The 15819-nt window shown below is 65.5% G+C and carries 13 protein-coding genes; 5 read left to right on the top strand and 8 right to left on the bottom strand.

Annotated features, from left to right (window positions below; all coding sequences use genetic code 11):
* The first annotated feature begins 95 nt into the window (after positions 1-95).
* Positions 96-1271: a cell division protein FtsZ gene (gene ftsZ, locus VLF18_RS06225; protein ID WP_325278749.1), complete on the top strand. Its 1176-nt coding sequence runs from the start codon at positions 96-98 to the stop codon at positions 1269-1271.
* A 323-nt stretch (positions 1272-1594) separates the two neighbouring features.
* Positions 1595-2506, top strand: coding sequence for a UDP-3-O-acyl-N-acetylglucosamine deacetylase (gene lpxC / locus VLF18_RS06230; RefSeq protein WP_325278764.1), 912 nt, complete (start codon positions 1595-1597; stop codon positions 2504-2506).
* Between the two features lie 46 nt (positions 2507-2552).
* On the opposite strand, the gene VLF18_RS06235 is transcribed toward lpxC, so the two are convergent.
* Entirely contained in the window at positions 2553-3089 is a 537-nt protein-coding gene (locus VLF18_RS06235; RefSeq protein ID WP_325278750.1) for a DciA family protein, read from the bottom strand.
* On the opposite strand from VLF18_RS06235, the gene VLF18_RS06240 reads away from it, so the two are divergent.
* The 3 genes from VLF18_RS06240 (at position 3079) to VLF18_RS06250 (ending at position 7914) form a co-directional block, all read left to right on the top strand.
* The gene (locus tag VLF18_RS06240) at positions 3079-4020 is read left to right on the top strand and encodes a M23 family metallopeptidase (RefSeq protein WP_325278751.1); all 942 of its coding nucleotides are present in this window, start codon (positions 3079-3081) and stop codon (positions 4018-4020) included. The two genes, VLF18_RS06235 and VLF18_RS06240, sit on opposite strands and share 11 nt — an antisense overlap.
* A 157-nt stretch (positions 4021-4177) precedes the next feature.
* Entirely contained in the window at positions 4178-6907 is a 2730-nt protein-coding gene (gene secA, locus VLF18_RS06245; RefSeq protein WP_325278752.1) for a preprotein translocase subunit SecA, read from the top strand.
* A 26-nt stretch (positions 6908-6933) separates the two neighbouring features.
* On the top strand, positions 6934-7914 hold the full coding sequence (locus tag VLF18_RS06250; RefSeq protein ID WP_325278753.1) for a Nudix family hydrolase: 981 nt from the start codon (positions 6934-6936) through the stop codon (positions 7912-7914).
* Positions 7915-7918: 4 nt separating this feature from the next.
* Here VLF18_RS06250 and coaE read toward each other — a convergent pair whose 3' ends face one another.
* From coaE to VLF18_RS06285, 7 genes are all read right to left on the bottom strand, one after another.
* Entirely contained in the window at positions 7919-8548 is a 630-nt protein-coding gene (coaE, locus tag VLF18_RS06255; protein WP_325278754.1) for a dephospho-CoA kinase, read from the bottom strand.
* Positions 8545-9414: an A24 family peptidase gene (locus tag VLF18_RS06260; protein ID WP_325278755.1), complete on the bottom strand. Its 870-nt coding sequence runs from the start codon at positions 9412-9414 to the stop codon at positions 8545-8547. Before VLF18_RS06260 ends, coaE begins: the two co-directional genes overlap by 4 nt.
* 9 nt (positions 9415-9423) lie before the next feature.
* Positions 9424-10707, bottom strand: a complete 1284-nt coding sequence (locus VLF18_RS06265) for a type II secretion system F family protein (protein ID WP_325278756.1) — start codon at positions 10705-10707, stop codon at positions 9424-9426.
* A gap of 2 nt (positions 10708-10709) precedes the next feature.
* Complete coding sequence (gene pilB, locus VLF18_RS06270) at positions 10710-12437, bottom strand: type IV-A pilus assembly ATPase PilB (RefSeq protein WP_325278757.1); 1728 nt, start codon at positions 12435-12437, stop codon at positions 10710-10712.
* A gap of 206 nt (positions 12438-12643) precedes the next feature.
* Entirely contained in the window at positions 12644-14488 is a 1845-nt protein-coding gene (locus VLF18_RS06275; RefSeq protein ID WP_325278758.1) for a sulfatase-like hydrolase/transferase, read from the bottom strand.
* On the bottom strand, positions 14481-15194 hold the full coding sequence (locus tag VLF18_RS06280; RefSeq protein ID WP_325278759.1) for a class I SAM-dependent methyltransferase: 714 nt from the start codon (positions 15192-15194) through the stop codon (positions 14481-14483). Before VLF18_RS06280 ends, VLF18_RS06275 begins: the two co-directional genes overlap by 8 nt.
* 78 nt (positions 15195-15272) lie before the next feature.
* Positions 15273-15743 (bottom strand): pilin, encoded by a 471-nt coding sequence (locus tag VLF18_RS06285; protein ID WP_325278760.1) that lies wholly within the window; start codon positions 15741-15743, stop codon positions 15273-15275.
* Positions 15744-15819: the final 76 nt, after the last annotated feature.

The raw sequence follows: 15819 nt of genomic DNA on the forward strand, positions 1-15819 counted from the left end.
CGACCGGAGAACGCGCCTGTTCTCCGTCCGGCCGGCGGGTCATGCGGACGCGCGCGGCACACAACAGCAAGTCATAAAACCGGAGGATGGGAGCTATGTTCGAATTCGTGGAAAAGATCGCGCCGAATGCGGTCATCAAGGTCATCGGCGTCGGCGGCGGCGGCGGCAACGCGGTCGCTCACATGGTCCAGCAGCACGTCGAGGGCGTGGACTTCGTCTGCGCCAACACCGACGCGCAGGCGATCAAGAACTCAGGCGCGAAATTCAGCCTGCAGCTCGGCAGCAACGTGACCAAGGGTCTCGGTGCCGGCGCGAATCCCGAGGTCGGCCGTCAGGCCGCGCTCGAGGATCGCGAACGCATCGTCGAGATGCTGCAGGGCGCCGACATGGTGTTCATCACCGCCGGCATGGGCGGCGGCACCGGCACGGGCGCCGCGCCCGTCGTCGCGCAGCTCGCCAAGGAACTCGGCATCCTGACGGTCGCGGTCGTGACCAAGCCGTTTCCGTTCGAGGGCCGCCGCCGCATGCAGGTCGCGCTCAAGGGCATCGAGGATCTGAGTCAGCACGTCGACTCGCTGATCACCGTGCCGAACGAGAAGCTCCTGACCGTGCTCGGCCGCGACGTGACGCTGCTCAGTGCGTTCAAGCAGGCCAACGACGTGCTGCTCGGCGCCGTGCAGGGCATCGCCGACCTGATCACGCGTCCGGGTCTCATCAACGTCGACTTCGCCGACGTGCGTACCGTCATGTCGGAAATGGGCATGGCGATGATGGGCACGGGCTCGGCCAAGGGCGACGACCGCGCGGTCGCTGCGGCGGAAGCGGCGATCAACAACCCGCTGCTCGAGGACGTCAACCTCGCCGGTGCCTGCGGCATCCTCGTCAACGTGACCGCAGGTCCGAACCTGACCATGCGCGAATTCGACGAGATCGGTCAGGTCATCCACGGCTTCGCGAGCGAGGATGCGACCGTGGTCATCGGCACGGCACTCGACACCGAACTGCAGGACGAAGTCCGCGTGACCGTCGTGGCGACCGGCCTCAATCGCGCGGCCGTGCGCCAGCCGGTGATGTCGCGTCGCGAGGAACCGCGTCCGCGTCTCGTGCTGCGCACGGGCACGGGCAACGAGGTCGTCGATTACGCACAGCCCGCGGTACGCGTCGCCGGTCCTGCTGCGCGCCAGGTCAGCGTCGCCGAAACGGCGGTCGCTGCCGAGCCCGCGATGGACTATCTCGACATTCCCGCGTTCCTGCGGCGGCAGGCCGACTGACGGTCGCGGCCGCAAGGCCGCGCCGCCCGGATCGCAACGCTCCGCAGCTTCGTGCTGCGGCGTTGCCGTGCCGGTCGCGTGAGGGTTTTGCGCAAAAAAGCGTCAAGGACAGGTGACGACAGGCGCCGTCATCCGTCATGCTACGTCCTCCAGAGGGCGGTATGCCGACGGCATACCGCCCTTTTTTCGCCCGATCCATCGGCTAATGTTGTATCTACGCAACAGGGTGTGGGTCAGGCGCGTCGTTTTGCTTTTCTGTCATAAAGCCCTGTGCTAGCATCCAGGCCGTTTTGTTGGCTCCTGCCCCAGGGGACAAAAAAAGAATGATTAAACAACGCACGCTCAAGAACGTTATTCGGGCGACAGGCGTCGGCATCCACACCGGCGAAAAGGTCTACATGACCCTGCGTCCGGCGGCGGTCGACACGGGCATCGTGTTCCGTCGCGTGGATCTGAATCCGCCGGTGGAAATCCACGCCCGCGCGGAAAACGTCGGCGACACCAGCCTTTCCAGCACCCTGATCAAGGGAACGATCCGCGTATCGACAGTCGAACATCTGCTGTCGGCCATGGCGGGTCTCGGTATCGACAACGCCTACGTCGACCTGTCGGCCTCGGAAGTGCCGATCATGGACGGCAGCGCTGGCCCGTTCGTATTCCTGCTGCAGTCCGCGGGCATCGAAGAACAGCCCAAGGCCAAGCGCTTCATTCGCATCAAGAAGCCGCTCGTCGTCAAGGAAGGCGACAAATGGGCGCGTTTCGAGCCGTTCGACGGCTTCAAGGTCGGTTTCTCGATCGACTTCAACCACCCGATCTTCACCGCGCAGACCTCCCGCGCGGAAATCGACTTCTCGACGACCTCGTTCGTCAAGGAAGTCTCCCGTGCCCGTACCTTCGGCTTCATGCGCGACATCGAAATGCTGCGCGAGCGGAATCTGGTCCTGGGCGGGTCCATGGACAACGCGATCGTCCTCGACGACTATCGCGTCCTCAACGAAGACGGCTTGCGCTACGAGGACGAATTCGTCAAACACAAGATCCTCGACGCGATCGGCGACTTGTACCTGCTCGGACACAGCCTCATCGGCGCGTTCTTCGGGCACAAGTCGGGCCATCAGTTGAACAATCTGCTGCTGCGCACGCTGCTGGCTGATACCAGCGCGTGGGAAGAGGTCTGCTTCGACGACCCGGCAACGGCACCGATTTCCTACGCCCACCCTGCCCAGGCGATGTAGGAAGGCAACACCACTGCGGCTTTCAGCCAGCCGCAGTGCGGCGCGGTCAGGTATCCGCGTCTTTCTTGGAATCAGTGGTTTCGGCGAGGGACGCCATCTTCAGAAACAAGGCCCTGAGTTCGGGGTCTGCCAGTGTGACTGCGGCCTTGCTCAAGTGCTCGGCGGCGGTGTGTGAAAGCGGCTTCCGCCTTGCAGGCTCCGGGGGAACGGACGGCAAGGGTGCCACTTTGACGGTGAACGACTTGAAGGGCTGGCCCAGCGCTTTTTGCGCTTCGGCCAGGATCGGGGTCTGGTGAAGTCTCAGCTTCGCTGCCCAGGTCGAGGAGTTCGCCAGAAAAATAACGCGACCCTGTCGCGCGTCCGCCAGACAGCAATGTGGGCGGATCGCGGGAGGTAGCGTCAGGCGTAAACGAAGATCCAGTGCTTCCAGCGCTCGCGCCCGCTTGATCAGGGACGCGACGGGGGAGGTCTCGCCGACCGGTTTGGGGCCGGACGACGAGCGACGCGACGTGGCCGCGGACGATGGGGTTTTTGTTTGCATCGCGGAAACCCAGGCAGAAAACGAATCCGGCATGAACATCATTATCGTCGCAAAGCCGCACGCGGTGCCGCAGACCATCGACCTCGGCTGCTGGCGCACCCGCATCAAATGCGGCGCGATACTCGGTTGTGCCGCCCTGGCCTGCGCGCTGCTCGGCGTGAGCGTGGCCTACAGCATCGCCGGTCCGAAGACGCGGACGCTCGCCGAAGTGCGGGAACTGCGCGAACAGAGCGACGCGCGGCTGCGCGAGCTCGAACAGATCAAGCAGAGCACGCAGCGCGATCTCGACGCGCTCGCCGTGAAGCTCGGTGCGCTGCAGGCGCATGCGACGCGTCTCAATGCGCTCGGCGAGCGGCTGACCCGCGCCGGCAAGCTCGACGACGGCGAGTTCCGCTTCTCCGAGGCCCCCTCGGTCGGCGGCCCCGAAGAGCCTATGTCGCCGGTCGTGCATGCGGCGGCGCCCCAGCTGACCGACTCGATCGAGGAACTGCACGGCCGCTTCGTGCGCCAGCAGGCCCAGCTCGAAGTGCTCGAAAATCTGCTGCTCGACCGCAAGATCGATTCCGACCTGCTGCCGAGCGGCATGCCGGTCAATTCCGGCTACATCTCCTCGTATTTCGGCGGCCGTCCCGATCCGTTCAACGGCGCCAGCGCGTTTCACTCGGGCATCGACTTCGATGCCAATGTCGGTGCGGACATCCACTCGGTCGCCGAAGGCGTCGTGACCTGGTCCGGCACTCGTCCCGGTTACGGCAACGTGGTCGAAGTCGATCACGGCAACGGCTACATGACCCGCTATGCACATAATTCCCAGAACCTGGCCACGGTCGGCCAGCGCGTCCGCGTCGGCGAAGTCATCGCCAAGGTCGGTTCGACCGGCCGTTCGACCGGGTCGCACGTGCATTTCGAAGTCTGGCTCAACGGCAAGGCCGTCAATCCCATCGCGTACGTACGTAGCCAGCGCAAGGCCTGACAGCGGGCTCTACCGTTCCGCGGCTCTTGAATCCAGGGGCCTGCAACCCACCATTCTTTTCCCGACGCGGCCGCCGGCTTATCATCGGCGGTCCGCTTGTGCCTGCGCGCTGCGCGGGCTTCCTGCGTTTTCCCTTTCCTGCTGAGCGATCGATTCCATGTTCAACCGTCTGATGACGAGCCTTTTCGGCAGCCGCAACGATCGCGTGCTGCGCCAGCTCAACAAGGCCGTGGCGCAGATCGCCGCGCTCGAGCCGGCCATGCAGGCACTGTCCGACGCGGAGTTGCGCGCTCGCACCGATCAGTTCAAGCAGCGCCTGAAGGACGGCGAGACGCTCGAGCAGATCCTGCCCGACGCGTTCGCCACGGTGCGCGAAGCCTCGGTCCGCGTGCTCGGCCTGCGCCACTACGACGTGCAGATGATCGGCGGCATGGTGCTGAACATGGGACGCATCGCCGAAATGCGCACGGGTGAAGGCAAGACGCTCGTCGGCACGCTGTCGGTCTACCTCAATGCGCTCGAAGGCAAGGGCGTTCACGTCGTCACGGTGAACGACTACCTCGCCAAGCGCGACGCGGCGACGATGGGCAAGCTCTACAACTTCCTGGGTCTGACCGTCGGCGTGGTCTGGCCGGGCATGAACCACAGCGACAAGTCCGCGGCCTACAACGCCGACATCACTTACGGCACCAACAACGAGTTCGGCTTCGACTATCTGCGCGACAACATGGCACTGTCGAAGGAACAGCGGTACCAGCGCGGCCTGCACTACGCGATCGTCGACGAAGTCGACTCGATCCTGATCGACGAGGCGCGCACGCCGCTGATCATCTCCGGACCGTCCGAGGAATCGCCGCAGCTCTACGTCAAGATCAACCGCATCGTTCCGAAGCTGACGCGCCAGGAAAAGGAAGATTCCACGGTCGGCGACTACTGGGTCGACGAAAAGCAGAAGCAGGTGCACCTGTCCGAAGAGGGCATGGAGCACGCCGAGCAGTTGCTGCGCCGCGAAGGCGTGATCGCCAATGACGAGGGCCTCTACGACGCCAAGCATCTGGTCGTCGTGCACCATCTGAATGCGGCGCTGCGCGCCAACGCGCTGTACCAGCGCGACGTCGACTACATCGTGCGCGACGGCGAGGTCATCATCGTCGACGAATTCACCGGCCGCACGCTCGCGGGCCGGCGCTGGTCCGACGGCCTGCATCAGGCGGTCGAGGCGAAGGAAGGCGTGCCGATCCAGCGCGAGAACCAGACGCTCGCGACGATCACGTTCCAGAACTACTTCCGCATGTATAAAAAGCTGGCCGGCATGACCGGTACGGCCGACACGGAAGCCTACGAGTTCCAGCAGGTCTACGGCCTCGAAGTCATCGTGATCCCGACGCACCGGCCGATGATCCGCAAGGACTCGCCCGACCTCGTCTTCCTCAAGCACAAGCCGAAATGGGACGCGATCGTCGAGGACATCCGCGACTGCCAGAAGCGCAAGCAGCCGGTGCTCGTCGGCACCGCGTCGATCGACGCCTCGGAGTTCCTGTCGAACATGCTGCAGAAACAGGGCGTCGCGCACGAGGTGCTCAACGCCAAGCAGCATGAGCGCGAAGCGCACATCGTCGCGCAGGCCGGGCGCCCCGGCGCCGTGACGATCGCGACGAACATGGCCGGCCGCGGTACGGACATCGTGCTCGGCGGCAGCCTCGAAGCCGAGCTCGCGCTGCTGCCGGAAGACGCGACCGACGCCGAGCGCGCGCGCATCCGCAGCGACTGGAAGAAGCGTCACCAGGAAGTCGTCGCCGCCGGCGGCCTGCACATCATCGGCACCGAGCGCCACGAATCGCGCCGCATCGACAATCAGCTGCGCGGCCGCTCCGGCCGTCAGGGCGACCCCGGTTCGAGCCGCTTCTACCTGTCGCTCGAAGACAACCTCATGCGCATCTTCTCGCCCGACTGGGTGACGAAGTGGATGCAGATCTTCGGCATGAAGGAAGACGACGCGCTCGAAGACCGCATGGTCAGCCGCCAGATCGAAAAGGTGCAGCGCAAGGTCGAGCAGCACAACTTCGACATCCGCAAGAACCTGCTCGAGTTCGACGACGTCGCGAACGACCAGCGCAAGGTGATCTACGAGCAGCGCAACGAGCTGCTCGAACAGGACGATTTCGCCGATACCGCAAGCGCCATCCGCACCGACGTGTTCACTGATCTCGTGCGCAGCCACGTGCCGCAGCATTCGATCGACGAGCAGTGGGACGTGCCTGCGCTGCAGAAGAAGCTGACCGACGATTTCGGCATCGAGGTCGATCTGAAGCGCTGGCTCGAGACGCAGACCGAAGCCGATTCCGAAGACGTGCTCGAACACGTGCTCGCCGCGGTCGATCGCTATTTCCGCGAACGCGAGGCGCTGCTCGGTTCGGAAGTCATGCGCGCGCTCGAGCGTCACGTGATGCTGAACACGCTCGACAACTGCTGGAAGGAACACCTGGCCAGCATGGACTACCTGCGTCAGGGCATCTATCTGCGCTCCTATGCGCAGAAGCAACCGAAGCAGGAGTTCAAGCGCGAATCGTTCGAGCTGTTCCAGTCGATGCTCGAGCGCATCAAGCTCGAGACGACGACGCTGCTGGCGCGCGTGCGCATCCGCAGCGAGGACGAAGTGCAGCAGATGGAAGAGCAGCAGCGTCGCCAGCAGCAACAGGCACCGCTGAATTTCGCGCACGCGGAAGCCAGCGGCTTTGCGAGCGAGGGCGAAGTACTCGCGGCGACGGCCGCCGCGTCGGCACCGGCCGTCGCGCAGTTCGCCGAAGGCCCGAAGGTCGGCCGCAACGATCCGTGCCCCTGCGGGTCGGGCAAGAAGTACAAGCAGTGCCACGGGCGTCTCGCCTGAGTGCATAGGCTTCGTGGAGTGAATGCGTGAACGCCGTTTCCGCGGAACCGGCGTCCGCCGCGGCGAGCGATTTGCCGGCCGTGCACGTCGTCGCGGCCGCGCTCGTCGACGCCGACGGCCGCGTGCTGCTCGCGCAGCGGCCCGACGGCAAGCATCTGGCGGGCTACTGGGAATTTCCGGGCGGCAAGGTGGAGCCCGGCGAAACGCCGCTGCAGGCGCTGCGGCGCGAGATCCACGAAGAGATCGGCGTCCGCGTCGCTTCGGCCGAGCCGCTGATCCGCATTCCGTGGCGTTATGCCGCCAAGCGCATCGTGCTCGATGTCTATCGCGTCCGCGCGTTCGACGGCGTCCCGCATTCCTGCGAGGGCCAGCCGCTGAAGTGGGTTCCGGCCTCGGCGCTCGATCCGAGCGAGATGCCCGAAGCCGACCACCCGGTCATCCACGCGCTCGTGCTGCCGCGGCACTATCTGATCACGCCGCAGCCCGATGCCGACGAAGACGCGTTCCTTGCGCGTCTCGACGCGGCGCTCGCGCGCGGCGTCCGTCTCGTGCAGTTGCGCGCGAAAGCCAGCGACGACGCGGCGTTGCGTCGCCTCGCGCCGGCCTGCCTGAGCCGCGTGCGCGCGGCCGGCGGCCAGCTGCTGATCAACTCGCGTAGCGATCTCGTCGACGAATTCGATCTCGACGGCGTGCACGTGACCGCGGCGCAACTCGCGGCACTCGATGCGCGTCCGGTCGGCGCGAAGCGCTGGTTCGCCGCCTCCTGTCACGGCCCCGCCGACCTGCGCAGGGCGCAGGCGCTCGGCGCGGACTTCGTCGTTCTCGGCAGCGTCGCGCAGACCGCGAGTCATCCGCAGCAGATTCCGCTGGGCTGGAGCGAGTTTGCGGCGCTCTGCGACGAGGCGGCCGTGCCGGTCTACGCGCTCGGCGGGCTGGTACGCGACGATCTCGATGCGGCGCTGGCCGCTGGCGCGCAGGGCATCGCCGGTATTTCGGCATTCTGGTAACGCCTCACTGCCGCGCTGCGGCGAGCCCGAGGTACCTGTCGTGCAGCGTCGCAACCGCGGCGTCGAGCTGATCCAGCGTTCCCGAGTTGTCGATCACGTCGCTCGCGATCGACAGACGCTGCTCGCGTGTCGCCTGCGCGGCGATCATTTTCAGGGCGAAATCGCGCTCGATCGCGTCGCGCTGCTGCAGGCGCGCGAGCTGGATCTCGGGCGCCACGTCGACGACGAGTACGCGATCGACCCAGGCATAGGCCGGCCAGGTTTCGGCCAGCAGCGGAATGGCAAGCAGGCAGTACGCATTCCGGTCGGCGGCGACCTGCTCGCGCAGCCGCTCGCGCACGCGCGGATGGACGATGGCTTCGAGACGCCGGCGCGCGGCGTCGTCGCCGAATACGAGGCGGCGCATCGCGGCACGATCGAGCGATCCGTCGGACTGGAGGACTTGCGAGCCGAAGGCCGCGGCGATCTCGGCGAGCGCCGGCCGGCCCGGCAAAACGGCCTCGCGTGCGGCGACGTCGGCGTCATAGCAGGCAATGCCGCGCCGCGCGAAGGCCTGCGTGACGGCGGTCTTGCCGGACGCGATGCCGCCGCTGACCGCGACGACAAATCGCGCGGCAACCTCCGCCGCATTCATCGCACGAACAGCACCTGCGTGTAGAGCTGCAGCAGCTGTTCGCCCCAGATGAACTGGATCCAGCCGGCGACCGCGATGAACGGGCCGAACGGGATCGGCGTCGAGCTGTCCTTGCCGCGCGTCGCGAGGATGATGCTGCCCAGGATCGCGCCGACGACGGACGACAGCAGCACGATCGGCAGCAGGCTCTTCGGCCCCATCCATGCGCCGAGCGCGCCGAGCAGCTTGAAGTCGCCATAGCCCATGCCTTCCTTGCCGGTCAGCAGCTTGAACAGCCAGTAGATCGACCAGAGGCTCAGGTAACCGATCGCGGCACCGACGATTGCGTCGGCCGGCGCCACGAACACCGGCTGCAGCGACAGCAGCAGACCGAGCCAGAGCAACGGCAGCGTGAGGTTGTCGGGAAGCAGCTGCGTGCGGAAGTCGATGCCGGCCAGCGCGATCAGCAGATAGCTCAGCGCGAGGCCCGCAGCGCCAGCCCAGGTCGGGCCGAACTTCGCGACGACGACGAGCGTCGCCGCCGCGCTGAGCGCCTCGACCAGCGGATACTGGATCGAGATCGGTGCCTTGCAGTAGCGGCAGCGGCCGCGCAGCACGAGCCAGCTCGCGAGCGGGATGTTGTCGAGCACCGACAGCTGGTGCTTGCACTGCGGGCAGTGCGAGCGCTTGAACACGATGTCCGGCGGTGCGGGGGCGTCAGCAGCCGCAGGCTCGATGCCGAGCATCTCGCGACTCTGCGCGCGCCAATCGTGCATCAGCCGTTCCGGCAGGCGCAGGATGACGACGTTGAGGAAACTGCCGACGACGAGACCGAACAGGCCGGCCGCGAGATACAGCGGCCAGCCTTCGCTGAGGACTTCGATCATCGTTGCCGATCAGCCGACGACGGCGGCGAGCTTGAAGATCGGCAGGTACATGCCGACGACCATGCCGCCGACGAGCACGCCGATGATGACCATGATGAACGGTTCGAGCAGGCTCGACAGTGCGTCGACCGCGTTGTTGACTTCCTCCTCGTAGAACTCGGCGATCTTGAACAGCATCTTGTCGAGTGCGCCGGATTCTTCGCCGATCGCGACCATCTGCACGACCATGTTCGGGAACAGGCCGACCTGACGCATCGCAAGCTGCAGCTGATGACCGACCGCGACGTCTTCGCGGATGCGCTTCACGGCAGCGTTGTAGACAGGGCTGCCGGTCGCGCCGGCGACGGAGTCGAGCGCTTCGACCAGCGGTACGCCGGCGCGGAACGTCACGCCGAGCGTGCGCGCGAAGCGGGCGATGGCCGACTGATGCAGGATCTGGCCGATGACGGGCAGCTTCAGCACGGCTCGCGCGCAGAAGTGCGCGAAGGCCGGCGATCGTTTGTAGATGAAGATCAGCCCGGCGAAGAATCCGGCGACGCCGAGCAGCACGATCCACCAGTAGCTGACCATGAAGCGCGACATGTTCACGATCATCTGCGTGAACGCCGGCAGGTCGGCGCCGAAACCCTTGAACACGTTTTCGAACTGCGGCACCACGAAGATCAGCAGGATCGCCGAGACGAGGATCGCGACCGCCATGACGATCGCCGGATAAAACATCGCCTTCTTGATCTTGCCCTTCAGCGACTCGATGTTTTCCTTGTACGTCGCGACCGTGTCGAGCACCGTGTCGAGCACACCGGCCGCTTCGCCGGCCTTGACGAGGTTGACGAACAATTCGTCGAACTGCACCGGGAATTTCGCGAGCGCCTCGTGCAGCGTCGAGCCGCCTTCGATGTCGTTCTTGATCGCCACCAGCATGTTCTTCATGCGGATGTTGGTCTGGCCGCCCGAGATGATTTCGAGGCCCTGCACCAGCGGAACGCCGGCCTGCATCATCACGGCGATCTGACGGCTGAACACCGCGATGTCGCGCGCCTTGATGGTCTTGCCCGCGGCGCCGAACAGCGGCTTGCCTTTCGGCTTCACGGCGGTCGGATTGATGCCCTGGCGCCGCAGTTCGGCCTTCACGAGGCTGATGTTCTTGGCCGCGTACTCGCCCTTGATCATCGTGCCGCGCTTGTCCTTGCCGCTCCAGACGAAGGTCTGGAGCTGGCTGACTTCGGCGCGGGCCCGTCCGCGCTGGGCTGCGGCGGCTGCGGCGGATTTGCGAGGTACCGTTGCGGTAGCCATGATTAATCCTTGGTGACGCGGTTGATTTCGGCGAGGCTGGTGACGCCCTGCTTGACCTTGAGCATGGCGGACGCGCGCAGATCGCGGATGCCGGCGGCACGCGCCGCCTCCGCGATCTGAATGGCGTTCCCCCCGCCGAGGATGATCTTCACGATATCTTCGGCCAGCGGCATGACCTGATAGATGCCGACTCGCCCTTTATACCCTTCGTTGCAGCCGGAACAACCGACTGCATCAAACATCTGGATATTGCTGATCTCGTCCTCGCGAAAACCCTCGGCGACGAGTGCCGCGGGCGGCAGGACCAGCGGTTTCTTGCAGTCGTGCAGGCGGCGGGCAAGGCGCTGCGCGATGACGAGCGTGACCGACGAGGTGATGTTGTACGGCGCGATGCCCATGTTCATGAGGCGCGCGATCGTCTGCGGCGCATCGTTCGTATGCAGCGTGGACAGCACCATGTGGCCGGTCTGGGCGGCCTTGACCGCGATCTCCGCGGTTTCGAGATCGCGGATCTCGCCGACCATGATGACGTCCGGATCCTGGCGCAGGAACGAACGCAGCGCTGCGGCGAAAGTCATGCCGCGCTTCTGGTTCTGCTGGACCTGGTTGATGCCGGCGACGCGGATTTCGACCGGGTCTTCGACCGTCGAGATGTTGCGCCCTTCGGTGTTGAGGATATTGAGCGCGGTATACAGCGAGACGGTCTTGCCCGAGCCGGTCGGGCCGGTCACGAGCACCATGCCGTAGGGTTTTTCGATCGCGTCGAGGAACAGCTTCTTCTGGTCCTCCTCGTAGCCGAGCTTCTCGATGCCGAGCTTGGCCGCCGAGCCGTCGAGCACGCGCAGCACGACCTTTTCGCCGAACAGCGTCGGGCAGGTACTTACGCGGAAGTCGATCGACTTGCCCTTGGAAAGATTGAGCTTGATGCGTCCATCCTGCGGCACGCGGCGTTCGGCGATGTCGAGACCCGACATGACTTTCAGGCGCGAGGAGATGCGCGGCGCGAGCTTCGACGGCGGCGCCGCGACTTTGCGCAGCACGCCGTCCATGCGCAGACGCACCCGGTATTCCATCTCGAACGGCTCGAAGTGGATGTCCGATGCGCCGCGCTTGATCGCGTCGACGAGCACCTTGTTGACGAACTTGACGATCGGCGTGTCGTCGCTGCCCGACGCATCGACACCGCCGCTGCCCGAATCCGCGTCGTCGTCGGTGTTGGCGAGATCGAGGCTTTCGAGTCCCTCGGAATCGTCGAGGCCATCGACCATCTGGCCGGTCTGCTGCAGCGCCTGCTCGATGACCTTCTGCAGCTGGCTTTCGTCGACGAGGATCGGCTCGACGGTGTGATTCGACTGGAACTTGATCTCGTCGAGCGCGCGCAGATTCGTCGGATCGGAAATGCCGACGAACAGGCGGTTGCCGCGTTTGAACAGCGGCAACGCCTTGTGTTTGTTGATGAGTTCTTCGCTGACGAGCTTGGACGGCAACTGCGCGAAGTCGATGGCCTGTACGTCGAACAGCGGCACGCCGAACTCCGACGACGCCGCGAGCGCAACGGCGCGGCTGTCGGCAAGACCGTTTTCGATGAGATAGGTGCTGATCGGAATGCGGTCGCGGGCGGCGGATTCCATCGCCTTGCGTGCCGCGACATCGGTGATCGTGCCGTCGATGACGAGGCGTCGCGCGATGCCGGTTAGGCCGACGAGCGCTGAAGGGCTGGCCTGTACCATGGCGGACCTGTCGATTGACGCGTTAAATCGCAATATAACGCAAAGCCGGTGACAGGGGGAATTCCGTTCCCAGCAAACCCCTAGCGCATTTTTGTGAAGTACGGCATGAGGTCCGGGCGCACTGAGAACCGCGTCACGGCCGACCGCGGCGGGTCGCGGATGGGTGGGCCGGCGAGGGGAATGACCGGCACGGGCGGGCCGGACAGCTATTCCTTGTGGCGCATGACCGCACCGACGGCCGGCGCGAGTTCGACCATCCAGGCCGAATGTGTGGCGGGCGGGATTCCCGGGGTCAGGTCGGTCGTTTCGCTGTCGTCGCTGGTCACGTCGAACGTGAAGTCGCGATCGGCGTTCACGTCGCGCCAGAACTTGAGGATCCGGCGCTCGTCGCCGAGGTCGTAGAGACCGACCTGCGCGCCCTGCTGGAAATGCACGTAGCGTCGCGGCGCGGGATCCTGCAGGGCCGAACCGACCCAGGTGCTCGGCGCGTCCATGCCGAGTTCCCGGAGTATCGTCGGCGCAAAATCGACCTGCGAAGCCAGCCGCACCGGCACCAGCGGCCGCTCGGGCTCGTAGCCGAACGAGAACATCAGGAACGGAATACGCAGCACGTTCTCGTAGACCGACTTGGCGTGCATGAATTCCTGGTGCTCGCCGAGCATGTCCGCGTGGTCGGCCGCGAGGATGACGACCGCATTGTCGAGATAGCCCTTCTCGCGCAGGACGCCGAGCGTCTCGACGAAGATGGCGTCCATCTGCAGCACGCCGTTGTCGTAGTAGTTCGTCGTCGCCGGCGTCGGCGGTCCGGTGCGGCCGACGGGCTTCGCGTACGACTCGGCCGGCAGATAGCGGACGTTCTCCTCGTGGCGACGTCCGAGCGCGTGCGAGGACATCAGATGGAACCAGACCATGAGCGGCTGGCCGTCATACTTCGGCAGCTTCGATACGCGGTCGACGACGAGCTTGTCGTCGTTCATGTAGAAGCCCTTGGCCATCGACCCGTCGAAATACGAATCGAACGCGCCGTAGGCCTCGCGCACGCCGTAGAAATTGGTGTGATCGCCGCCGAGGATCATCTCGACGCGGTAGCCGTTGCGCTTGAGCACGTCGGCCAGCGTGAACGGCCGGTTTGAAAACTGGTGCGTGTATTTCGACAACAGGCTCGCGAGCACGCCGCAGGTCGACTCGGCGCAGGCTGCCGTGACGCGGTCGAGCTGCTGCGTGCGGACGGTCTTCATCAGTGCGGCGATGCGCGGCGTCGTGTCGCGCTCATAGCCGTAGACGCCCATATGGTCGGGCCGCAACGCGTCGGCCAGAAAGATGAACACGTTGCGCCGGTTGGCGTCGGCCACGGGCTTGTAGGCGCGCCGGACCTCGTCCTCGATGCGGTCGAGCGCGCCGGCGCCGTCGGTCGTATGCGCCTGAAGGCTGCGCGCGGCCTGCTCCGGGAAGATCGTGAGGCTCAGCGGCTCGCCTTCGGTCGCATAGGACACGTCGGCAAACGCGATCACGCGAATCGCCGTGTAGGCGGCGCCGCAGAGCACGAGTGCGCCGAACATGTGACGCGAGAGCCGTCGCGACGCCATCGCGACACCGTCGATGCGCGGCTGCAGCAGCCACAGCGTGCCGAGCACGACGAGCACGACGGCCGCCGTCAGCGTCGCCGCGAGTCCGATGGAGATGTCGAGCACGCTGAGCAGGCCCGTCACCTGGCGCGAATAGGTCCAGACGAGCTGCCAGGACGTGACGCGGCCCCACGACAGCAGGCCGGTCGCGACGACGGCGTAATAGGCGAGCAGCAGGAACAGCGCGAGCGCGAGCAGCGTGGCGCAGATCAGCCGTGCGGCGCGGCCGAGACGGGCCGCCACGAGCCGCAGCGTTGCGAATGCGACCCAGAATGCCGACAGCACGATGAAGTGCGGCGCGATCGACGACCAGGGCTGGGAAAAACGGGAAATGTAGAAATAGAGAAACGCGGCTGCGATCAGCGCGAAGAACACGAGCTCGGCGGCGATGCGTTTCGCCGGCGCACCCCAGCCCGACTCAGACATTTTCGATGACGACCAGCCGCGACAGACCGAACGGATTGGCCGATTCGACCGACAGGATCTTCCAGTCGTGCCGGGCGACGTGTTCCTCGAAATGGAAATCGGAACGGAAGCCGACCTTGCTCGACAGCGGCTGTGCGGCGCGTTCGAGCAGCCACCAGAAGCGGCTGCCGCTGAAATGATTGAGGATCACGATGTTGCCGCCGGGCCGGCAGACGCGGCGCAGCTCGCGCACGAGCCGCGCGGGTTCGGGCGTCGCCGACAGGACGTAGGGCACGGTGACGCAGTCGAAGCTCGCGTCGGGAAACGGCGTGGATTCGCCGTCCATGATGCGCAGGTCGACATCCGTCAGGCCGAGCCTGGTCGCCCGACGGCGGGCGCGCGCGAGCATGGGCTCGGACAGGTCGATGCCGACGATGGAACTCGTCGCCGGATAGCAGTTCAGCGTCAGGCCGGTGCCGACGCCGACTTCGAGCACGCGCTGCGGCGCCAGCGTGCGCAGCGCGGCCGCCATGCGGCGGCGGCCGTGCGCGTAGACGGCGCCGAACAACTGATCGTAGATAGGCGCATACCAAGCGTAGGTGCGCTTGATCTGCTCCTGCGTCAGCGTGTCGGATTCCGCCCGTGCATGAATGCCCGGAAGCGGCGACAGCGCGACCGTTTCGGCTCCGTCAGTCGACGGAGTCGGCTCGAAGGGGTTGCCCGACATGAGTGTGAGGTTCGGCCTGCGGTGCGGCATCGTGCCCAACTCGTCCGGGCAAGACAAGCGCCGCACCGCGGGTTCTTGTCAGTTTGAACCGGTACGGCAGATCGTCGTCAGGAACTTCTGCGGCACCGTGCCGGAGCAGGTCCAGTTGACGCTGCCGGCCGTCGTCGTGAACGTCGGCGTCAGCACGAGGGTCAGTCCGTCGATCAGCGAGTTCGCGCGCTGCGGCGCCGCACTCGAATAGGTGCAGGTGATCACGCCGGCATTGACCGTTACGGCGTTGATGTACTTGCCGACGATCGTGTTCGCGGCCGGAAGTCCCGCGGCGGCGTTGTCGGCCGGAAATACGCCGGTGTTCGCGAGTGCCTCGCTGACCGCGGTCTTGGCGCCGCTGCCGAGCACGGTGCATTCGTCGACCTGCGTGCGGACGACATAGTCGTGGTAGGACGGCAGCGCGATCGCTGCAAGGATCGCGATGATCGCAACGACGATCATCAACTCGATCAGCGTGAAACCGGTGTTTCGGCGTGGTGACGCGTGCAAGCTGTTCATCGTCGGATTCCCCAGGGAAGTCTCAAGCGCCGATGAGCTGCATAGCGCATGCCAGGGTACGGCGGCCAGGGGCCAG

Source organism: Tahibacter sp. (genome assembly GCF_035481375.1).
GTDB lineage: Bacteria > Pseudomonadota > Gammaproteobacteria > Xanthomonadales > Rhodanobacteraceae > Tahibacter.